This is a genomic window from candidate division WWE3 bacterium, assembly GCA_026396615.1.
Lineage (GTDB): Bacteria > Patescibacteriota > WWE3 > JAPLWK01 > JAPLWK01 > JAPLWK01.
The window spans coordinates 183,080-204,964 of record JAPLWK010000008.1 but is presented as its reverse complement, the minus strand read 5'-3'; the positions used below and the strand labels follow the sequence as shown (position 1 = coordinate 204,964).

Here is a 21,885-nt window from a genome sequence, read left to right as displayed (position 1 = left end):
AAGAAGATTCGTAACTAGGACCATTTTTGTCGCTAAGTTGATTTTGCAACCAGCTTCTGAATTCTGGGGTACTGCGGTAACCTAAGTCGGCTGAATCGAGACCACGACCAATAATTACTGTACTGCAGAATCGGTTCATTAAAACCAGGGTTAACCGTGTGCCATTCCCCATCAACACAAACGTCAATAAAAACATGGCCTCGCTTTGGTTCGATTATTTGTCCCGCACTTTTTATTGCCTCCAGGTAGTTAGCGTCCAAAGTATCCACAAAAACAGCAGGAATGCCTTTGGCTACACACAGGGCTCGAAATACCTTACCTCTGTCGGTGCAGCCTTTAATTAACGGCTTATTGTCTTTGAGCTTTGGGCAAGGTTGTAAAATTTCATCGGCTGTTCTTTCAAATAGGTCAGGAAAAACAAAGGATTTGTCTGATCTAAGTTTTTGCTCTGTGCCATTGGAGACACTATTTCTCTGAAGATACTCGGAGGCGTTCATCAAAAATTCTAGACCATCACCGGTAAGGCTGTCAGCCAGTTTTTGAATTCTTTCTGTCACCTTAGTTTGTTCACCTTCGGTTAGACCCAGTGTTATTTCATCAGAAGTAGTTTCAGGTTTAGAGTTCGTCATACAAATATCTTAGCATTCTGGAGGGGTAAGATTCGACAAACCTAGAAAAATGTTAAACTTAGATATACATGAAGGCGCGACATCAACTGCTCACTCTTGCCGGACTCTTTCTGGTCACAGTTTCTTTGACCTATTTTTCGTATCGCCATTTTAACGAACCGGCCACGATTTATAGCGGTAACGTTATGGGGGCGACTGTTAAAAACGCTGACCCCAGTTTACCGCTGGAATTAAAATTGCCAAGCGACGCTAAAATACTAAGCGTTACCAAAAGTAAGCAAGGGTCGCAGGTTACTTTGGAGACGAAAGACAACTCCACCAAAATTACCGGCGATTTGCAAACCAGTCTTATCAATTTTGGGTGGCTTGAGGTAAGTCTCTTGCAGTTTAATAAAAGCAGTGAGTCTTTGAGTTTTAAATTGACCGCAAGTCTTGATCAGACGTCAACGGTTATTCTAGTTAATTATACTTCTAGCCTTTAAAACGGCTTCTTCCAGTTCTTCGTGGGTATAATCAAATCCTAAAGCTTGCAAAGCAGCAAAGGCGATAGCCAGATCGACATAAACCGAGGCCACTCCCAGGCAGACCCCGAGTATCGATGAGAGATCGATATTATTTTTCGTTTGGCGAAAGTTAGCGCAATTTAAAGGGCAGGCGGCACAGGAATCGGCGCCTTCGCTAGCAGTTTTCCAAACGCTAGTGACCCGCTCAAATAATTTGTTGTAAATCTCTTCATAAGCAACGCCATCGCCGAGTTCAGACTTTTCCTCGGGCAAAGTCTTTAGATATTCTTCGACTAGCCGCATTGTCTCCTCACAAGGAATGTCAAGAGCGACCACGGCGTCAATGCCTTTAACGCACATGTTTAAAGCGAGGTCCGAGTTAAATGCTTGGTAATGCCCATCTTGGACCGCGGCGACAGAAGAGGCTCCGGGATAAGCCCCGCTTAGAGGACCGATCGCCAAACATAAACTTTTATAATCAAACGATAATTTAGCCGCCAGCCCCACCCCACCAACGACACCGCGCAGCCCCGAAATGATTTTAATTTGTGGTGAAATGTCCTTAGAAATGAATAAGACTCGCTTAGCGTCAGCTTTCATCGATGACCTCCAAAATTTTTATGGGGCAGTATTTAGCAATATATTCCGCCAATTCCGGCGTCATTTTGCCAAGGTCAATGGCAACATTAAAAGTGCCGTCACTCCCTTTGGTGACTTTAATGTAAGATTCGTCCAAAGACACTCCTTTCCCCAGCTTCCTAGAGCAGGCCAAAGCGCACATTTGACAGCCGATGCAAGTTGTATTTTCTTTTTGACGTAGAATTTTCATAGAATCAGCTTGTCATTCCGGGCTTGACCCGGAATCCAGTCAACGATGGTCCAAAATTTAAAGATCAAAGATCAAAACCAAGTTTAAAAATCAAAATTTTTTAATTTTAAATTAGTTTTTGATATTTGATTTTTGAGTTTTGATTTGTTTTCTTTACTGGATTCCGGCTCCGGGGCCGGAATGACAAGAGTTTAAAACTTCTAGACCAGGCAATGATTTCCCCGCTAAATATTCGAGCATTGCCCCTCCCCCAGTCGACACAAAGCCCATTTTATCAAGTAATCCCGCTTTTTGCAGAAAAGCCACCGTGTCGCCACCACCGACAATCTTTTTTGCGGAAGAATTAGCGACCGCTTCCGCGACAACCTTAGTGCCATTTTGAAACTCTGGTTTTTCGGTAAGACCCATCGGCCCGTTCCAAATAATCATTTGACTTTGCTCTATGATCTTCCTAAAAGCGGCTGCTGTGTCTGGTCCAATATCTTCCTTATTTCCAACAAAATCTGTGGGAATCATGACTTTAGGATTGGTCAAAACAAGGTCGCTTTGGAAGCCGATGGCACCACCTACCAAGATTTTGTCAGCTTTATCTAGGAAATTATTAATGACTGGTAACTTTGTCTCAATCTTGGCGCCGCCAATAATAACAGTTAGCGGATGCTGGGGGTTCTCCATGACTTCAGTTAGCGCCTTGACTTCTGCTTCCAGTTGCAAACCAGCATAGCCTGGGATCAAGGCCGGTATGCCAACAAATGAGGCGTGAGTGCGATGAGATGTCGAAAAACTTTCATTAACATAAATATCAGCGTAAGAGGCGAGTTGTTTTGCAAACTCCGGATCATTCTTTTCTTCTCTCTGGTCAAAGCGCAAGTTCTCAAGCATGACGATTCGGTCCGACGGAATTGAACTTGGAATGACCTCATCTAATTTATTAATTTGTTGACCTAGTAGCTTACTCAAACGCTGGGCGATAACGTCGAGTTTTTCGGTCTCGTTCGGTTTTCCACCCGGTCGCCCCAAATGCCCGCCAATAATTATCTGTTTAACTTCGTGATCCAGTAAAAACTGCAGCGTCGGCACCATTTTTTGCAAACGATAATCCTCGGTCAGCGCATCCAAGTCGCCACGGACGAAAACTTTTTTACCGGCCAGGTCGGCGTTGGTTAAAGAAGATAGAAGCTTGAGCATAAGTTTATTGTAACACTCGGAACTTAATTGAGTTGACAAACCAAATGCTATGGGGTATAATGGCAGTATAAATTTAGCTGGGTACATTTACATCGGAGGAAATACAAATGGCTACCGTGAACGAAACTGAATATCGAGCGGCGGTTCTTGATAAAGCGAAACGTTTCCTTGAGGGTTACAAGAAGTTTCAAAGTAAAGATACGAATAAACGAGATTTCTGCAAAAGTGAATGGTTCTCGATTTGGAACTGCTGCGATTACCATCGAGAGCTTGATCGAGAGCTTGGTGGTTTGCATTATATCGCCGAGAATCTTTTGCCACAGTATAACGGGAGTCCTTTCTCAGCAGCCTGGTGGAAAGAGTTCGCAAAGAAATTCGGTCTTGCAGTGCCATCTGAGTTCGTAAAATAGCATTGTGCGGAACAATTCCCACGCCTCTTTCAGATCAAATCTGTAAGAGGCGTCTTTTTTTTCTGTAAACTTGGTTTAGCGCCAAGACGCTCGTTTCACTCGCTACCAATTTACGAGGCGCAAATTGTAAATGTCGCCAGTACAGATGTTATTTGTTTTTTGTTCTTTGTTATTTGTTTTCGTGTTATTCTTTATGTATGAGAATCGCGATAAATGGTTTTGGCAGAATTGGACGGCAGTTTTTTCGGATTTGTTCCGGGGATCCTGAGATTGAGATAGTCGCTATCAACGACCTCATGGACAAGCCGACGATGGAGTATTTACTAAAGTACGACACGGTGTACCGAGAATTTAAAAAAGAAATTAAACTTCCCACTTTATTCGCAGAAAAAGATCCTCTTAAAATTCCCTGGCATGATTTAAAAGTCGACGTTGTCATTGAAGCTTCCGGGCTGTTTACCAAACGAGTCGATGCCCAAAAGCACTTAGCGGCCGGGGCTCAAAAAGTTTTTATTACCTCTCCGGCCACAGATCCAGATATTACCATGGTCCTTGGTGTTAACCAGGATAAATATATCAAAGCTAAACATCACATTGTTAGTAATGCTTCTTGCACTACTAATTGTGCCTGCCCAGTTCTTAAAGTTTTGCAAGATAGTTTTGGTATCGACAAAGCATTTCTGTCAACGAGTCACGCCTATACGGCTACTCAAAAATTAGTTGATGGTCCCGATGCCAAGGATCCCAGAAGAGGCAGAGCAGCCGCCCAAAACATTGTGCCTTCTTCTACCGGCGCCGCCAATGCAGTCGTCGAAGTAATGCCGGAGTTAGCGGGTAAAATTGACGGCTTGGCCTTCCGGGTTCCCGTCATTACTACCTCGGTTGTTGACCTGACCGTAGTTCTAAATAAAAATGTAACCGTCGAGCAAATTAACGAAGCTTTTACACGAGCTTCTCAAGGAATAATGAAGGGAATTTTAGGAGTTGAGTCGACGCCTTTAGTTTCATCAGACTATATTGGTGATCCCAGGTCAGCGATTGTTGACCTACCACTAACTAAAGTTATTGGCGGTAATATGGTAAAAGTTATCGCTTGGTATGACAACGAGTGGGGCTACTCTAATAGGCTCGTCGCTGTCACGAAGATACTTTTGTAACCTCCAGTCATTCCGGGCTTGACCCGGAATCCAGTAAACCCAATTAAATTTTTAATTACCAATTTTTAATTTTTAATCAATATTTTAATATTTAAATAAAGTTGAAAATTTTAATCCGTTACTGGATTCCGGCTCTGGGGCCGGAATGACAAAATCTTGTATACTCAAGTCATGACAAAGCCTTCAGCTCTTCTAGCCTCCTTAAACCCCGCCCAACAAGAAGCTGTCATCAATTGTGACGGCCCCTCCCTCATTATCGCCGGTCCAGGAAGTGGGAAAACGAGGGTTCTTACCCACCGAGTCGCCTATTTAATTTCGGAAAAAGGCGTCCCAGCCGAAAATATATTGCTGCTGACGTTTACTAATAAAGCCGCCGCGGAAATGAAGGAACGGGCCCAAAAATTAGTAGGATCTTCGACCAGGATTCCTTGGTCTGGCACTTTTCATAGTGTCTGTAGTCGAATCTTACGAAAAGACGGTCATCACATCGGCATTAATCCCAACTTTGTTATTTACGATGACGACGACGCCAAATCACTTATAAAAAAGATTGTTAAAGATTTACAACTCGACGGTAAAAAGATATCCGAAGGAGCCATTAAAAATGCCATTAGTAGCGCTAAAAATGAACTCTTGGGTCCGGCCGATTACATCAATGTCGCTCGTGGTTATTTTCAAGAAATTGTGGCCGAAGTTTATAAAAAATATCAACAGGAACTTAAAAAATGTAATGCTTTGGACTTTGACGATTTAATCAATAAAACAATTGAACTATTTAGGGATGACAAAACAGTGTTGCAAAAATACCACCAGCAGTTTTTATATGTTTTAGTCGACGAATACCAAGACACTAACCACGCTCAGTATATTTTGACCAGGCTTTTGACTGGACCTGCTGCTAATTTATGCGTCGTCGGCGATATGGCGCAAGCCATTTACTCTTTTAGAGGTGCGGACTCCCGCAATATTTTATCGTTTGAAAAAGACTACCCAACTGCTCACATTTATAAACTCTCCCAAAACTACCGCAGTACCCCGCAGATCATTACCGCCGCGGCGGCCCTGATTAAAAATAATCGGCAGCCACTAAATCTCGATTTGTGGACCGATAATCCCAGCGGCCTTCCGATCAACATTTACACTGCCCTTAACGAGCGCGATGAATCGGAGTTCGTAATTAAAAAATTGGAGGAATTAGAAAAATTGGCAGATTCAGCAATTTTGTACCGCACTAACGCCCAGTCCCGAGTCATTGAAGAGGCGCTGCTTAACCACGGTCTCCCCTATCGACTCCTCGGCGGCACTTCGTTTTACGATCGAGCCGAAGTCAAAGACGTTCTGGCCTATTTGCGTCTTATTTATAATCCACTCGACTCGGTGAGTTTAGATCGGATTTTTAAAATCGGCAAAAAACGAGCCGAGGCGTTCTTTCAATTCCTGGAAGACACATCCGACGTTTCTGATCAACCAACTCTCGCGATTCTGGATGATGTTCTTAAAGCTACTAAGTATTTAGATCTTTACGCCAAGGCTGACGAGGAAAATGAAGACCGCAAAGAAAACGTTAAAGAACTCCGGTCAGTGGCCTCCTCCTTTACAAAGCTTGGTGACTTTTTAGAAAGCGTGACACTACTTGAACATGCCAATAAAACCAGGAACGTTGAAAACGCCGTTTCCTTAATGACGATTCACGCTGCTAAGGGACTCGAATTTAAGACTGTCTTTATAATTGGTCTTGAGGAAGGTTTGTTTCCACACCAACGCAGTTTGACCGACCTGTCAGAGTTAGAAGAGGAGAGAAGACTCGCTTACGTTGGAATTACCAGAGCTAAAGAATCGTTATTTTTAAGTCATGCTCAAAGCCGATTTTATTTCGGGGCCCATCAAATAAATTTACCATCGCGCTTTTTAGATGAGATTCCGGAGTCGCTAACGACGAAAGAAGGCAACCAGCTTTTGGAAAAACCAAGATTTAAAAAGGCTCTAGATGACTTTATGGACGACCTCGATTTAGACAGACTTAACTTTTAAGATTATACTGACGCTATGGAAAGACCCAAAGCCAAACGAAATTTTGATCAATTTCTAGCAACTAGTAGCACCGTATCAAAGCGGGTTGAACTTTTAAAGAATCACGGTGATTTGACCGGATCTCGTATCCTACTTTTAGGGGATGACGACTTGCTATCGATTGCTTTAGCGCGGACCAAACTTCCGGCAGAAGTGACTGTACTAGACATCGATAATGACATTTTAAGTTACATTCAAGATATTTCCCAGAAAGAAAATTTAAAAATTAAAGTCCAAAAATACGACGCCAGGGTTTCGATGCCTGTAAGTTACAAAAACTATTTTGACGTCGCCTTCTCAGATCCTCCCTATACACCTTCCGGCTTTGGAACCTTTCTAAGACGCCTCGTCTTCGCGACAACCAAAGACGCTAATCTCTATATTTGCTATGGCTATACTCTAAAAGAACTGGAAAAACCGCTAAAGATTCAAAAACTACTCACCGATTGGGGTCTTTTAATTCGCGAAAAGATGGCTGATTTTAACGAGTACTCTGGGGCCAAGTCGATCGGCAGTCACAGCAGCATTTATTTATTAAAGAAAACTCCTCAAACCCACGTTGACGAGAAAATGTTAGGCGGAAAATTCTACACGAACAATTAACGATGTAGGGGCCGACTTATGTGTCGGCCCTCAATTCGATTATCGTTGAGGGCGATTCATGAATCGCCCCTACGTTTATATTTGGGAGGCCTTCTTCCGATCTTGTAGGGGCGCAGCATGCTGCGCTCTCGATCCAATCGATGCAAGGACGCAACTCAACTAAGATTTTGATCTAAGAAATTCTTCTTCTTAGATAGTAAAGGATGTGTAATAGCGGAAAAATACCTAATGTCTTGTCCAAATATTTTTCTGTATTTACAATATCGAAACCTTTTTTAGTAAAAAAATCTCTCCATTGAGTATCTGTTTTATAAGAGTTCCAAAAAGCTTCCAATCTTAAATTTCCAAGTGCGTCAAAAATTATCGTAGAAAATCTATCTACTGGGTTTGTATAGGAAGTTTCTATAACTACTAATTCTGTAGCTACTCTTGAAGCCTCATCAAAAACTATTTCTGGTTGGGGAGTGTGGTGCAAAACCATTAACAGCAAGGCTTTATCAAAAGTCTTATCGGGGAATGGTAGAGTTGTACCATCGTAAATTGTAGTCTCTACAACTCGTGGACCATGAAAATCCGCCACATCAACAGGATTAACGTTGAACCCTTGATCTTTTAAAATTCTAGCAATATCTCCTGGACCAGAACCAATATCAATAATTTTGTCGGTTTTTTGAATAAACGGCGAAATTCTATTTATTACAGTTACTGTCCTTTTTTGCAACAGTTCCTTTAAAAGCTCATTAAGCATATGGATTATTATACATTACTAACAGTTTATCTATAGCTATATTGCGGGCTGGGCACGCCCAGCCCCTACGCTTTTGGGTTCACTGGATCCCAGGTCAATCCCGGAATGACGGAGGTTTGGTTATATCTCGACGATGGAGGCAAGAACCACGGGGTTGCGGCCGGTTTCTTTGAATAGAAAGTGCCCGACTTCCCGCTCAATGTCATTTTTAGCGGCCATCACGTCAGAACCGGGCGCTTGGCGACGGACGACGTTGGAAGCCAGACCCGAAACTTTATTCATCAGCCCCTGGGATTCTTTAACGTATACAAAGCCGCGGGAAACAATTTGGACTCGATCTATAAAGCGTCGTTCTCTCTTGTCGTAAGGCACGCTAATGACGAGGACCCCATCTTGAGAGAGCGCCTGGCGATCTTTAATGACGACCGAGCCCACTTCTCCCACTTGGCCGCCGTCCACAAAAACATTTCGGGTCTCAATTGGCTTGCCAAATTTCGCCATTCCCGGTGTAAACTCCAAAGTTTGCCCCTCCACCCACTCAAAAATTCGATCCTTAGTTACCCCCATTTTCTCAATCATATTCCGGTAAGCTCGCATGTGGTGAATGGTGCCCCCAATTGGGATGTAGTATTTCGGTTTTACAATGCCAGCCAGCATCAAAAGATCGCCCTGGGAACCATGCCCCGAAACGTGCAAATTTTCCTGAATTTGCGAGTAGTAAACCTCCGCTCCACGATAAGTTAAGTGATCGATGATCGCGTTGACCTGATCGTGCACTCCGGGAATGGGGTCGGCCGAAAAAATAACGGCTGCACCATCATCAATAGAAATTGTTTTGTGCTCGCCATTAGCAATCCGCCACAGAGCAGAGCCGGATTGTCCGTAAGCCCCAGCGACAAGATAAAGTATACCGGACTGCTCTTCCTTAGACGACTTATCATCGGGCACAAACACATCTTGAGGAAAACTGAGGAGCCCCATATTTTGGGCCACCAAAATGTTTTGGTTCAGACTCCTGCCGGCCACAACTATCCGACGATTATGTTTAACGGCACTGCGAATAGCCTGAGAAATGCGAGAAATGTTAGAGGCGACAGTGGTTATAAAAACTTGATGGCCTTCTGATTTATCTAGTATCTGATCAAAAGTGTCTTCGATACCACGTTCCGACACGGTGTAACCTTCGTTCGTAGCGCCCAAGCAATCCGAAAGCAAAGCCAAAACATTGTCACCTCCAAGTTTTAAAGCTCGTTGCACATCAAAAGGCTTACCCATCACCGGCGTCCAGTCAAATTTATAATCAGGCACGTGCATAATTACACCAACTGGCGTCTTTATGACTACCCCCTGGCTTTCGGGTACAGAGTGGTTAGTGTGGAAAAATGAGATTTCAAAAGCTCCCAAATGAAGGATAGTTGTATCAGTTTCCACCAATCTCTGACTAATTTTGGTAAGTCCTTGATCCTTAAGTGATGACAACGTCCACCCCCAACATTTCGGAATCCGGAAAGCCAATCCCGCAGTCCACGACCACGATATCGTTGCCATACTCGTAAACGTACATGTTTTTGGTAACGTCAGTTGTACCTCCCAAAGGGATAAGTTTCAATGAGGGTGACGCTTTATTTTCAGTGTTAAAAAACTTCATAAATATTTAATTTTTAATTTGAAAGTTACAATTTGAATTCAATTTTTCAAATTTCGAATTTTAAATTTCAAATTTTGATATTATTGGATTCTGAATCAAGTTCAGAATGACAACTAGGACTATGTTAATAGACTAGTTGATTGTTGGTATACTGGCAATATGACAATACTTGCAGTAGAAACTAGTTGTGACGAAACGGCGGCAGCCATAGTTGAGAATGGCACAAAACTACTAGCGAACGTGGTGGCGTCCTCGCAAGAACTCCACGTAACTACAGGCGGAATCGTTCCCGAGGTGGCCGCTCGTGAACAAGTTAAGGTTATTATACCAGTAATTGACTTCACACTCAAACAGGCCGGTTGCGAAAGTTGTGATATCGACGGCATCGCTGTCACCGTCGGCCCTGGTCTTATCGGATCACTCTTAATCGGAGTCGAAACCGCCAAGTCTTTAAGTTTTGCTTGGAATAAGCCGCTGATCGCGGTTAACCATTTAGTTGGCCATATCTACGCTAATTTTATTAACCACCCTGAGCTAGCAGACGGTAGTATTTTTCCCAGTGTGGTCCTCGTCGTCTCAGGTGGACATTCAGACTTAGTGCTTCTAAAAAACCACGGTGAAATGCAGTGGTTAGGCGGAACTTTGGATGATGCCGCCGGCGAGGCTTTCGACAAAGCCGCGCGTATCTTAGGTCTCGGTTACCCCGGCGGTCCGGCGATCTCAGAAGCTGCGTCAACCTACCTGCGTCGCGCATCCTTCGAAGCTTTAGCGAAGGAGGACCACTTAGTTCTACCTCGTCCTCTACTCCACGCAAATAACTACGACTTCTCTTTTTCGGGATTAAAAACAGCATTACTTACTGCTAATCAAACAAAAAAATACGAAAATACTGCATTGGCCTTCGAATTTCAGGAGGCTGTAGTTGATTGCTTAGTTAAGAAAACCATTAAAGCGGCCAGTCACTTTAACGCTAAATCCATAATGTTAGCCGGTGGCGTGGCCGCCAATATGCGCTTGCGGGAAATCATCGGTAAATCTGCGGGAAATATACCTTTATACTACCCTGAGCCCAAATTCTGTACCGACAACGCCGCCATGATTGGATCAGCTGCTTTCTTTAACCAAACCTTTGTTCCCTGGGAAAATCTGGTTCCTGACTCGTCTTTATCATTGGAGTCATAATAATCTTGCTAAAATCCCCTCAAAGATTCATTATAAGAGAGTATGTCAGATAAAATTGGGGCGGTCCTAGAAAGTCGGCCAACCGAAAGAGATATCGATTCAGCTAATGTGATAGAAAAGGCGTTTGAGATTTCTACGGCTGCGCCGGAGTCAGATAGGGTTAGCCGGTCTTCAGAGGTAGTCCATAGTGAATTAGCTTCAGAGACATCTAAGAGTTCGACTAGTAAGTATGACATAGTCAGCAATGGCTTTGTCACCGAGGTAAAAAAAGGGTCTGGAAAAGTCGATGACAGCGAGACGTGGGGACACGATCTCGAAGCATTCGAAGAAAAAATACAATAAATAATAGTCTTAATAATCACAATGGTCATAATAGTCTAAATACCACAACTGCCCTATGCTCGATACTTTAGTTAACACATTACTCACAGTTTTTATTAGCATCCTTGCCTTAGGGGTTATTGCTATTGCTGCTGCCACTTACCTATGGTTTATTCGCCTTCGCGACCGTCGTCATAAAGCCTTCGCTCAAGTTTTTTTTAAAATCACCGTTCCCGAGGGCAATGAAATTGAAATTAAAGCCGCCGAGCAAATGTTTGCTGCTTTTTCAGGATTAACTTTAGGGAAAATTGAGGGACTAACCCATGAACCCGATCACATTTCCTTTGAAATAGTCGGGACCCATAATCGAATTGAATTCTACGTCTCTTGCCCCAAGCATCTAAGTGACCTTGTGACCAAGCAGATCCATGCTTCGTATCCGGAAGCCGACTTTGAACCCTGTAAGCCTTGGAATATTTGGAAAAAGGGCTCGAAAGTGGATTTTGGAACGCTTGATCTTACCGGCGCCGATTACTTTCCCATCAGAAGCTACGAAGATAAACAACCGGACCCTCTTAATGCATTGACCTCAGCCTTAAGTAAACTGGACGAGAATGAAGGGGCAGCCATTCAGCTTCTGATTAGGCCCTCATCTGATCATTGGCGTACAGACGGCGAGTTTTTCGTCGAGAAAATCAAAGCCCACAATAAAAATCCTGAAAAAAAGCCTCTTAATATTTCTGAAAAATTCTTAGAGGGGGTCGAAAAGAAAGTAGGCAAGCCGGGATTTAATGTTTGTTTAAGACTCGTGGCTGTTTCCAGCGATAAATTTAAGGCGACGTTACACCTTAAAGAAATGATTACTTCTTTTGCCGTTTTTGGTGATCCTACCTATTCCCATTTTAAAAAAATATTTGAGCTCTCTCGCAAAGGTTTTATGGAGAGTTTTATAATGAGACTTTTCCCGGTCGTTAATATAGAGGTGCCACTCTTCCACGTCCATCTTTACAATCCAACTTTTATTTTAAACACTGCCGAATTGGCCACCATCTTTCACCTCCCTAGCAAAGAAGTTCCAACGCCTGGAATTCAGTGGCTTAAGGCCCGGACATTGCCAGCACCAGCTAACACTCCAACTGCTGGACTTTATTTGGGTAAAAATGTTTTTCGAGGAGTGACACGCGAAGTTTATATGCAAGAAAAAGATCGTAATCGTCACACTTATATTTTGGGGCAGACGGGCACCGGTAAAAGCGAATTCATGAAGGCTATGGCTGTTCAAGACATGGAAGCGGGACGCGGTTTAGCCTTTATTGACCCCCATGGCACCGCTATTGAAGATTTACTTAAAAAAGTCCCGCAGAATAGGATCGATGACGTCATCCTGTTCGATGCGGGTGACCTAGAAAGACCGATGGGTTTTAATATGCTGGAGGCTAACAGTGAAGTAGACAAGCACTTTTTAATTAATGCCTTTATTCAACTTCTATACAAGCTGTATGACCCCAATCACCAAGGAATTATGGGGCCCCAGCTCGAGCGAGCGATTCGAAATGTAATGCTCACGGCGATGGAAGATCCGGAGTCAACCATGGTTGAGGTCCTTAAAATTCTGATTGACCCCAAATATGCCAAGGAGCGGGCCGAAAAAGTGACTGATCCGATGGTTAAGAGTTATTGGCTAGATGAAATTGCTCATACTAGTGAACGCGATAAGAGTGAAAAACTGGGCTACTTTACATCTAAGTTTGATCGTTTCGTGACCGAAAAGACGATGCGCAATATTCTCGGGCAAAGTAAGTCATCGTTTAATTTTCGCAAAGTTATGGACGAAGGAAAGATCCTCTTAATCGACCTCTCTAAAGGCAAGATTGGTGAAGAGAACTCTATCTTCCTAGGTCTTCTTTTCGTGCCTCGGATTCTCTCTGCCGCCCTGGCCCGCGTTGACGTGCCCGAGGAGCAACGCCGTGATTTTTATTTGTACGTTGATGAGTTTCAAAATTTCGCGACACCTGATTTCGCTACCATTCTATCGGAAGCCAGAAAATATCATTTGAATTTAATCGTTGGTAACCAATTTATTGCCCAAATGGATGATGACATTAAAAACGCCGTCTTTGGAAACGTCGGTACTCAGTGCATATTTCGCGTCGGACCAGACGACGCCGAATTTCTAGAACCTCAATTTGATCCCCAGTTTACCAAGAGTGATTTAATGAGTAACCCCACCGGTTCGATGTACATTCGGTTACTTGCCAACAACCAGCCGCTCGTTCCCTTTAGCCTTAAAGTCGACTGGGAAGCCATAAATAAAACCCCAAAGAGTGAACGGGTAGCCGCACACATTCGAAGTTCATGCCGCTTAAAATACGGTAAAGATCACCGATTAGTCGAAGCCCAAATCCTCTCGCGTTTGGGTTTATGAATTTGACGAGACTCCAAAGTGATGTATACTAGTGATGTATGATGCAACGCACTAATATTTACCTAGAAAACGAGGATATTGGCTACTACAAAAACGCCGCGAAGAGGTGCGGTATTAGCATGTCTGAGGCTATTAGGGAGGATTTACGTCAGCAGAGAAAACTAGATGGCCCTCGCGGCAGTAACTGGGCAAAATCTCTACTGGAAATGGCTAAAAAGGCAAAGCCTAACAAAGATGGTTTAACGGATGTTAGCCGCCGGCACGACTACTATTTGTACGAATACGATATAAACCAGAAGAACGCGCGTAAGAAAAAATAAATGTGCTTAAACTATTTGTTGATTCCTCTGTTTTCTACGCTATAAGAGACCCTAAAGACCACGACCATAAGAAAGCTATCGCTATTGCGAAAAGGCTTTCCGGAGTAGACAGCATCTCGTTCGTATCTACAGAAGTTATTTCAGAAAGTATTAGTCTGGTTAGTCGTCGCTTGGGTAGAAAAGAGTCTATAAAGCTTTTAGAGGAGCTGCGCTCGGGAGAGTTTACCGTCATTAATCCAGATTGGGAGTTGCTTGCAAAATCCGACGACATTTTTAGAATGATAAGATCAAAAAACGTCTCTTACTGCGATTGTGTGAGTTTTGCTGTAATGAATCAGCAAGATATAATTTGGGCCTTTTCTTTCGATGCCCATTTTAAGAAGCATGGCTTTAAGCGCTTGGGTATCGACGGCTGGCCGAAGTAAGCCATAAACCCACAACTATGACCGAGAATATGTCTACAAAGAACTTTTTGAAAGCAGTAATCAGTAACCAATTTTTTAAGTATTGGTTTGCTGGAATCATAGTATTAGTTGTTTTAGCTTTATTCCTACGCCTACCTACTCTACGGCTAACGTCTGCGATTAACGGGACCTCAAATCTCAACTCTAGAGTCCATTCTCTGGGTAATCGAATTGCGACTGCTCAAGAACAAGTATTAGGTATTAACAGCGTCCAGTCAGGCTCTAGAGAAATAATTCTTTCTAAGGTCGCCGAGGTTTCGCTAACCGTTACTAATCCCACTGTCTACACGACAACGCATTCAGATGTTTACTGCGCTACTCCCAAGAAAGGGCTGATTGTTTACGAAGGAGAGGCCGCCTTGAACTCTTTTGATCAAACCCTAAATTTGGGCAAAATGGAGTTTGTTCCAGGAACCCCACATGATGGCCAACTTAAGTCTTACAAACTCACTAGTTATCTGAACCATAATTTTCTCGCTTTATACCAATATGGAAACTGTAATTTCGAGAAGTTATATTTGGTTGGTTGGGATGGGAAAAGTAAGCAGTTGATCATATATAAATTTAAACAGCCCAGTGGTACCTCAGAAGAGCTTTGGGTTAGCAGTATTTTACCGGAAACATCAGACAGTCTAGTCACGGAGTCTTACGATAATATTAAGGGGGAATTTATGACCAGTCATTGGAACCTCAACCGACTCACTAACACTTTCGAAAAGGTATAGAGTCTTCCAAACCCCACCGTGCTAAAATAGCGCTACAGATGGACTTCCCTGCTGGACCTTACAAACCAACCGAAATTGAAGCCGCACTATATCAAGAGTGGCTTGACCGTGGTGTGTTTAAGGCCGATCCCACGTCTTCTAAACCCCATTACTCTATTTTGATGCCGCCGCCGAATTTAACGGGCACGCCCCATTTGGGACATGCATTACAACAGACAATTATGGATACTGTCGCCCGCTACAAAAGAATGCGGGGCTTCGATGTTTTGTTTCAATCTGGGGTTGATCATGCCGGAATCCAGTTTCAAGGAGCACTAGAAAATAAACTTAAAAAAGAAAAAAATACTACTAGGCAAAGTCTTGGACGCAGTGCTTTTTTGGAAGAGGCCTGGAAATTTAAAGCTGAAAGTTACGCTGCTAATCAAAAGCAATTTAAAATGATGGGAATTAGCGCTGACTGGTCTCGCGAAGTTTTTACCCTTGATCCCAAACCCACTTTTGCGGTTTACACTCAATTTAAAAAGTTCTGGGACGAAAAATTAATTTACAAAGGGCCTTACATCGTTCAATGGTGCCCTCGTTGCGGAACGGCGATTGAAGACGCTGAGGTTGAATACCAGGAAAAAACCGAAAAACTCTATTACCTTAAATATGGACCATTTACTTTAGCAACAGTGCGCCCAGAAACTAAGTTTGGAGATACTGCCATGGCTGTTAACCCTAAAGACGAGCGCTACCAAAAATATATTGGTCAGGAATTTGAAATCGAAACTTTAAACGGTATCAAGAAAATGAAAGTCATAGCCGATGACGTTGTCGATCCGAACTTTGGAACGGGCGTTATTAAAGTTACCCCGGGGCATTCTTTCGATGATTACGAAATAGGCAAACGCCATAACTTGCCAATCGTAAATGTGATTAACAAAGAAGGCCGACTTACTGACGTTACGGGAAAGTATGCCGGTATGACAGTAATGGAGGCCAGGGAAGCTGTTTTGGTGGAACTTAAAGATAAGGGTATCTTTGTTAAAGAGGAAGAGTACACCCACATGGTGCCTGTTTGCGAGCGCTGCAAAACTACCATTGAACCGATTATTTCTGAAGAGTGGTTTGTAAAAATGCGAGGGCTGGCCGACAAAGCTATCGCCGTCATAAATAACCACGAAATTAACTTCTACCCCGAAAATATGGCGGGAGTAATTACGGCCTGGCTCAAAGACATTCATGACTGGTGCATTAGCCGTTCTCTGTGGTGGGGGCATCAGATTCCGGTTTGGTATTGTGAAGATTGTAACCCCAGCCACGATCCCTACAGTCAGAAAGGTACTATCGTTTACGTTCCCAAGGATTTCGACGACGCCCCGAAAGTTTGTCCTGATTGCCAGGGATCGAAGTTGACTCGCGAAGAGCAGGTTCTTGATACCTGGTTTTCCTCTGGGCTCTGGCCACTGTCTACTCAAGGCTGGCCCAAAGAAACGCCGGAACTTAAAGCGTATTTTCCGTTTGATTTTGAACTTAGTGGCGGCGAAATTAAATTCTTGTGGATCGCGCGGATGATAATGCTGGCTGAAAAACATGCAAATAAGATCCCCTGGAAGAATATGTTTTTTAATGGAATGCTGCGGGACCTCCAAGGCCGCAAGTTTTCCAAATCTCTTGGGAATGGCATTGATCCCATTGATCTCCTAAATACTTTTGGGACAGATGTCGTTCGAGCTGTCCTCACCACTTACGCCGTAGCTGGTCGGGACGGTCGGGTCAACAAGCAACTGATGATTGAGCGCTGTACGAATTATCGGAATTTTACTAACAAACTTTGGAACGCCGCTCGGTCTGTGAGTCAGGTGGAAATAACAGAAAACAAACAGCAGACAACTATTGAATCGGGAGACGATGTAAAAATGAAGGCGGAGATTGATCGCCTAGTCAAAGTTGTCACGGAGCACTATGAGAATTTTAATTTTCATCTAGTCTTAGAGGAAATCTACAATTCTTTTTGGCATGTGTTTTGTGACTGGTACATCGAAGCGGTAAAAAGTCGTAAGGAAGAGGCTGCCCATATCCTACGGGAAAGTCTTTTGACCTACGTTAAACTACTACACCCGATTATGCCGTTTGTTACCGAAAAATTGTGGCGGATTTTTAATGAGGAATCGGATGTTTTGATGTTAACGGTATGGCCGGAATGACATGACTTGAGGAATTACTTGTCCTTATCTGTCTTCTTGGCGGCCTTGGCTTCGTCTTCGCGCTTCTTCTTTTCCTCTTCAGTGAGCTCCTTAGTGGCTTGAACGCCGGCAATGGCTTCAGCCTCAGAGACAGCGGCCGCTACTTCCGGCTCTTCTTCGACTGTTAGATTATCAATCTTAACCACTAATTCATCCGGCGCGTTTTTAATCGTCGCCGTATCGGCAATTTTAAGATCCCGAATGTGAATTCCCATTCCAACTTCAGTTAGTCCAGAGATATCTAAAGAAAATTCTTTGGGTAGATCACGCGGAAAGGCTTCGACTTCAATTTCATTTATAAGAGTTAAAAGGACACCTTGGCCGTTTTTAACGACCGGTGATTCGCCAACCAAGACCACTGGAACTTCCACTGTGACTTTCTCTTTCAGTTGGACTTGATGAAAGGCCACATGAATGGTGCGACCGCTTAAAGGATCAAGTTGCATTTCGGAGACGAGAACGGGACGAGCTTCTTTTTCGCCATCGATCATCAAATCAATCAAAGTTGATTCACCAGCCTCTTTAAAAACCTTGGCAAAATCGGCCTTTTTCATGGACAGTGAGATGGAAGCGGTTTCTTTACCAAAAACTACCGCCGGTAAAATACCGTCCTTAATTAGAGTCTGAATATTTGATTTTACGTCGCGTGGAGAAGCCGAAATGGTCATAGGTCACTGGATTGTAGGTTAATTTAGGGGGATTTGCAAGTACTGATCAGTTTTAAGAAGAGTATTAAAGACGACACTGTCGCCATCCGTCTTAAAACCAACCGGCACACTTAAAGTCTTACCAAATGGCTTATTAAATTTAAAGCTAAAAGGTTCGCCATCAACCCCAGGCTGCTTAATTAAACGGAGGTTATAGTTTTTAGATGAGTCAAATAAGTTCAACTCTTTTGGCAGGGTGTAATGCAGTTTTAAAGTTAAGTTGCTTCCAGCTGCCAAAATAAAATTATAGCCAAACACTGTAAATCCGGATTCGGTGCCCACACTAATAATCGGTTTGGTAGGTGCTGTGTCAAGACCGGGCATTATTTCCGTACTGGCGTCATTTAAAAATGTATCCTTAGGAACATAAACTCGAACGTAATCGGCGTAATCACCACTGGGCCAACTGCCGGCTTTGGAAGTATTGGTGTAATTAATCGTTAAAAAGCCTTCCAGGGATCCTTGGCGATAAGTATTCTTAACCTCATAGTTAGCTCCTTGCTGCACCCAATAATTGGCTTTGTTACCGCCGGTATTGGTGTCAACGATTAGCAAAGCGTCGGTGTTTGACGTGGCTTCTAGTCGCCCATCCCATTTATTTTCGGCCAGTATTTGTTGGCTGCTATCAAAGGTCGCCAGCATTAAGTGTTTTTCGGACAGTGACGAGGCCAGCACCGGTAAAATTTTAATTTTATCGGCCGTACTAAGGCTGGCTAATTTCTCTAAAAGTTTATTTCCCAACAATTGCAAAAAGTTCTTCTTTTGGGGCGAACCCTCAAAGTAATTTCCCTCGCTATGATATTGCGTTCGCTCAAAAAGATTATTGCTGCCAATCGTTTCGTCATAAGTCCCCAGGTAAAGAGGACCGGTGACATCTAGAAGCTTTCCAACAAAACTGAGGTCAAGAGCCGCTACCCCGTCAATTTTTTCAGCGGTGGCTAAAGTGTAAAGATCAGAAATAGTTTTAGCGCTGGTTGGAAAAGAGACCCAAAAATTACTGTCCCGCATAAAAAGTTGCTTCATGGCCGGAAAGGCGCTCTTCATTTCCGGCGGCACCGGTGCAGCTAAATTTTTAAGTAACAGCTGACCGTCGGGATTATAAATATCATCAAAAGTTAACGCCGACATCTTGCCCATGGAGAAAGTGACTTTAGCATACGAACCAATAAAACCGCCGGTGGCCCGCAATTCCATGGGGTTTTGAAAAAGAATTAAGTAAGTTTTGGGAGTATCGTATCCCAAAAGACTGGGAACGAGCGGCAGGCTATTCCCGACTAAAGTTAAATTTGGCAAATAAGCAGCGATTGTTTTTTCGTAATCAGTGTTACTGCCTTTAAAAGAAGCGGCCGCTAAATTAATTTCGCCCACCGCCGTTTGCATTTTACCTATGGCATCGATTATCTCTTTATATGACGCTACAGGTTTAGTAAATGGTAGTGCGGCAATATTAATATGGTATAAAGCGCTAGCCACTAAGCTTCCACCCCGCATAAACTTTTTGGGACTGCTTAAAAAAGCGACGTTAGGTAAAGAGTTTAGGCTCGCGGTCGCTATTTCCAAATCGGACTCAGCCGCATAGGACTCTATCGCCCCCAAATTAAAGTCTAAAGAGCTGACTGCCCCAATAGACTTTTCCAAATGCTGCTTCCCAAAATAACCAAAATAGGCCGTTTTACCAAGCGGATAAACTATAAAAAATAGCAAGGCCGCTAAAATAACGCCTAAAGTGACAAGAGGAAGTGTTCTTTTGAATATTGGTCGCGGCGATATTGAGGTCGTCGCTGGTGGTGGCGGTAAGCGATTTAGGACCGGCCGTTTTTCAGGAGGAGTAGTCATGACTGGTCGTTCGAAGGGAACACTGTTTAGCATCTCTCGTAATGATTCTCTCAAGGGGATTGTTGATGATAACGTCACCGTCCCCGCATTAAGATTATCGAGAGTTTCGGCATTATCGGAACCAAAAACTACTTTTAGATTCGTATTTTTAACTAGAGACTTTATTAAATAGGCAATTTCGAGTTCTGATAAGATTTCGGCCGGAAGTACTTTAAATGTTTGCTGATGTGGCAACGGCACCGTTGTTAATAGTTTGACCAGGAAACTAACAGCGTCGTAGTAATTTAAATAGGGAATTTTACTTAGGCCATCACTGGGAACGACAATATCCAATCCTTTTTTAGCGCTAATCAAAAAGTGACCGAGGATTCCCAAAGATTCGGACGGTGCCTCCGGTCCTAGTATTTGCGGCAAACGCACAATTGACCATTGTGGGTACTCATGCCGATCTTGCAGCAGTTGTTCAATAAAAATATCAGTGGGGTTGGGTATAAGGGCCGTCACTAAAACAAGTGGGGACCCGACTGAAACAGCGACGTCTAAAAACTCTTTAAACCGGCCGACCGCATCCAACGGTTCCAAAAGAGGGTCGTTCAAATAAACTAAGAAATCAAAAGGACGACCGTCCTGTTTGGAGGTGACGTCAAAACCGTTCAGAGTCAGTTCACTACTCAAATTAAGGCCGAGGAAACTGACGGCATTATTAATTAAAACTCGCGGGATGTCTCCCTTTTGAAATTTAGGCATGGCAGTACTCTATTTATATATGAAAATGAGGGAAAAAGACAGTCCTTGGGTGTACAATTACGACGTGGAACTACGTGATTTATTTTTAAAACTTAAGCCACTGCTCATAAAGCTGTTCTTAGGCGCCTTAGTTGTTGGGACAGTGGCCGGTTGGGTGGTCACCTTCCTGCCGTCGACATTCAAAGCATCCGGATTATTATTTGTGACTCGCGAAGCCGACGCCGTTTCGCCTAATTTTTTCACTTACGAAGGATACTATGCAGAGCAGACCGCGCAGCAGTACACCGACAGCGTCGTTGCCATTTTAAAGAGTTTACCGCTTAAAGAAGCTGCCTTAAAATCAATTGGAGCCGCCGCCACATCCATTGACGTTAAAAGATTCAATAATAATACTCTAATACAAAAATCTGGACCGCAAATAATTTCGGTTACTGTGACGGCCAAAACCAGTGAGGCAGCCTCGGAAGAATGGCAAGCTGTCACAAAGTTAGCTACCAGTCAGGTTTCTGAAATTAACCAGTCGGGTGATAGTAAAATCAGTGTTAAGATCTTAGAGAAAACACCACTTCTAGAAACTGTTAAAATCAGTCCCATACTTCTGGGCACGGGAGTCTTTTTGGGATTACTATTTGCCGGACTAACACTACTTTCACTGCGATTTTATCTTTCTGACAAATGACGTCTACTACCACTTGGAAACTATTTTCGGATGGCGGTTCCCGTGGTAACCCCGGGCCTTCTGCCTGTAGCTACGCGCTTTTTGACCCTGCGGGGAATCTGCGTGATAAATGCGGTAATTATTTAGGAGAGGCTACTAATAATCACGCTGAGTATTGCGGACTTCTTGCCGGTGTTGAGGCAGCGGTCAAAGCGGGGACTACGGAGCTGGACTGTTATTTAGACAGTGAACTAGTTGTGAAACAAATGAAGGGGGAGTATAGAATTAAAGATGCTAATCTCAAATCAATCGCTGACAAGATCAAAGAACTTCAAATTAACTTTATAAAACTCTCATTCAACCACGTACCGCGTGAAAAGAATCAAATAGCGGACCGCTTAGTTAACGAGACGCTTGATGCCGTAAAATTACTGTGACCGAACTTGAAACTGCCATCATTAAAACCCTATCTTATTTTGCGGTCTTT

23 protein-coding genes are annotated in these 21,885 nt (G+C 43.3%); 14 read left to right on the top strand and 9 right to left on the bottom strand.

All coding sequences use genetic code 11. The annotated features are described in order from the left end of the window. Positions 1–32: 32 nt before the first annotated feature. Positions 33–629: a transglutaminase domain-containing protein gene (locus NT141_02650; GenBank protein ID MCX6783944.1), complete on the bottom strand. Its 597-nt coding sequence runs from the start codon at positions 627–629 to the stop codon at positions 33–35. A gap of 68 nt (positions 630–697) precedes the next feature. Here NT141_02650 and NT141_02645 point away from each other — a divergent pair, with 68 nt between their 5' ends. Continuing rightward, positions 698–1,111 (top strand): hypothetical protein, encoded by a 414-nt coding sequence (locus NT141_02645; protein MCX6783943.1) that lies wholly within the window; start codon positions 698–700, stop codon positions 1,109–1,111. Here the strand turns inward: NT141_02645 and NT141_02640 are convergent. The 3 genes from NT141_02640 to pgk form a co-directional block, all read right to left on the bottom strand. Then, positions 1,085–1,732 (bottom strand): hypothetical protein, encoded by a 648-nt coding sequence (locus NT141_02640; protein ID MCX6783942.1) that lies wholly within the window; start codon positions 1,730–1,732, stop codon positions 1,085–1,087. The two genes, NT141_02645 and NT141_02640, sit on opposite strands and share 27 nt — an antisense overlap. Then, entirely contained in the window at positions 1,722–1,961 is a 240-nt protein-coding gene (locus tag NT141_02635; protein ID MCX6783941.1) for a hypothetical protein, read from the bottom strand. The genes NT141_02640 and NT141_02635 overlap by 11 nt, the downstream gene beginning before the upstream one ends. Before the next feature lie 153 nt (positions 1,962–2,114). Further along, complete coding sequence (pgk, locus tag NT141_02630; GenBank protein ID MCX6783940.1) at positions 2,115–3,149, bottom strand: phosphoglycerate kinase; 1,035 nt, start codon at positions 3,147–3,149, stop codon at positions 2,115–2,117. Positions 3,150–3,265: 116 nt separating this feature from the next. On the opposite strand from pgk, the gene NT141_02625 reads away from it, so the two are divergent. The 4 genes from NT141_02625 to NT141_02610 all read left to right on the top strand — a co-directional run bounded on the left by NT141_02625 (position 3,266) and on the right by NT141_02610 (position 7,389). Further along, positions 3,266–3,559: a hypothetical protein gene (locus NT141_02625; protein ID MCX6783939.1), complete on the top strand. Its 294-nt coding sequence runs from the start codon at positions 3,266–3,268 to the stop codon at positions 3,557–3,559. A gap of 197 nt (positions 3,560–3,756) precedes the next feature. After that, positions 3,757–4,716, top strand: coding sequence for a type I glyceraldehyde-3-phosphate dehydrogenase (gap, locus tag NT141_02620; protein MCX6783938.1), 960 nt, complete (start codon positions 3,757–3,759; stop codon positions 4,714–4,716). 171 nt (positions 4,717–4,887) lie between these two features. Further along, positions 4,888–6,747, top strand: a complete 1,860-nt coding sequence (locus NT141_02615) for a UvrD-helicase domain-containing protein (GenBank protein ID MCX6783937.1) — start codon at positions 4,888–4,890, stop codon at positions 6,745–6,747. A 15-nt stretch (positions 6,748–6,762) separates the two neighbouring features. Continuing rightward, positions 6,763–7,389: a bis-aminopropyl spermidine synthase family protein gene (locus tag NT141_02610; GenBank protein ID MCX6783936.1), complete on the top strand. Its 627-nt coding sequence runs from the start codon at positions 6,763–6,765 to the stop codon at positions 7,387–7,389. Positions 7,390–7,561: 172 nt separating this feature from the next. On the opposite strand, the gene NT141_02605 is transcribed toward NT141_02610, so the two are convergent. The 3 genes from NT141_02605 to NT141_02595 all read right to left on the bottom strand — a co-directional run bounded on the left by NT141_02605 (position 7,562) and on the right by NT141_02595 (position 9,785). Beyond that, positions 7,562–8,137, bottom strand: a complete 576-nt coding sequence (locus NT141_02605; GenBank protein ID MCX6783935.1) for a class I SAM-dependent methyltransferase — start codon at positions 8,135–8,137, stop codon at positions 7,562–7,564. Between the two features lie 120 nt (positions 8,138–8,257). Next, positions 8,258–9,568, bottom strand: a complete 1,311-nt coding sequence (locus tag NT141_02600; protein MCX6783934.1) for a ribonuclease J — start codon at positions 9,566–9,568, stop codon at positions 8,258–8,260. A 34-nt stretch (positions 9,569–9,602) separates the two neighbouring features. Further along, positions 9,603–9,785: a hypothetical protein gene (locus tag NT141_02595; GenBank protein ID MCX6783933.1), complete on the bottom strand. Its 183-nt coding sequence runs from the start codon at positions 9,783–9,785 to the stop codon at positions 9,603–9,605. Positions 9,786–9,944: 159 nt separating this feature from the next. Between NT141_02595 and tsaD the strand changes: the two genes are divergently transcribed. From tsaD to NT141_02560, 7 genes are read left to right on the top strand one after another with little or no spacing between them, the layout of a single operon-like run. Further along, the gene (gene tsaD, locus NT141_02590; protein MCX6783932.1) at positions 9,945–10,967 is read left to right on the top strand and encodes a tRNA (adenosine(37)-N6)-threonylcarbamoyltransferase complex transferase subunit TsaD; all 1,023 of its coding nucleotides are present in this window, start codon (positions 9,945–9,947) and stop codon (positions 10,965–10,967) included. Between the two features lie 42 nt (positions 10,968–11,009). After that, on the top strand, positions 11,010–11,309 hold the full coding sequence (locus NT141_02585) for a hypothetical protein (GenBank protein ID MCX6783931.1): 300 nt from the start codon (positions 11,010–11,012) through the stop codon (positions 11,307–11,309). A gap of 55 nt (positions 11,310–11,364) precedes the next feature. Continuing rightward, the gene (locus NT141_02580) at positions 11,365–13,713 is read left to right on the top strand and encodes a TraM recognition domain-containing protein (protein ID MCX6783930.1); all 2,349 of its coding nucleotides are present in this window, start codon (positions 11,365–11,367) and stop codon (positions 13,711–13,713) included. A gap of 38 nt (positions 13,714–13,751) precedes the next feature. Next, positions 13,752–14,033: a hypothetical protein gene (locus NT141_02575; GenBank protein ID MCX6783929.1), complete on the top strand. Its 282-nt coding sequence runs from the start codon at positions 13,752–13,754 to the stop codon at positions 14,031–14,033. Positions 14,034–14,035: 2 nt separating this feature from the next. Continuing rightward, positions 14,036–14,458: a PIN domain-containing protein gene (locus NT141_02570; GenBank protein ID MCX6783928.1), complete on the top strand. Its 423-nt coding sequence runs from the start codon at positions 14,036–14,038 to the stop codon at positions 14,456–14,458. A 17-nt stretch (positions 14,459–14,475) separates the two neighbouring features. Continuing rightward, a complete protein-coding gene (locus NT141_02565; GenBank protein ID MCX6783927.1) occupies positions 14,476–15,222 on the top strand; it encodes a hypothetical protein in 747 nt (248 codons plus the stop codon). A gap of 38 nt (positions 15,223–15,260) precedes the next feature. Continuing rightward, positions 15,261–17,411, top strand: a complete 2,151-nt coding sequence (locus NT141_02560; protein MCX6783926.1) for a valine--tRNA ligase — start codon at positions 15,261–15,263, stop codon at positions 17,409–17,411. A 14-nt stretch (positions 17,412–17,425) separates the two neighbouring features. Here the strand turns inward: NT141_02560 and NT141_02555 are convergent, their stop codons facing one another. Further along, positions 17,426–18,118: a 50S ribosomal protein L25 gene (locus NT141_02555; protein ID MCX6783925.1), complete on the bottom strand. Its 693-nt coding sequence runs from the start codon at positions 18,116–18,118 to the stop codon at positions 17,426–17,428. An 18-nt stretch (positions 18,119–18,136) separates the two neighbouring features. Next, positions 18,137–20,740: a DUF4012 domain-containing protein gene (locus NT141_02550; protein ID MCX6783924.1), complete on the bottom strand. Its 2,604-nt coding sequence runs from the start codon at positions 20,738–20,740 to the stop codon at positions 18,137–18,139. Between the two features lie 19 nt (positions 20,741–20,759). Here NT141_02550 and NT141_02545 point away from each other — a divergent pair, with 19 nt between their 5' ends. After that, positions 20,760–21,419: a hypothetical protein gene (locus tag NT141_02545; GenBank protein ID MCX6783923.1), complete on the top strand. Its 660-nt coding sequence runs from the start codon at positions 20,760–20,762 to the stop codon at positions 21,417–21,419. Then, entirely contained in the window at positions 21,416–21,835 is a 420-nt protein-coding gene (locus NT141_02540) for a ribonuclease HI family protein (protein MCX6783922.1), read from the top strand. The genes NT141_02545 and NT141_02540 overlap by 4 nt, the downstream gene beginning before the upstream one ends. The last annotated feature ends 50 nt before the right edge of the window (positions 21,836–21,885 follow it).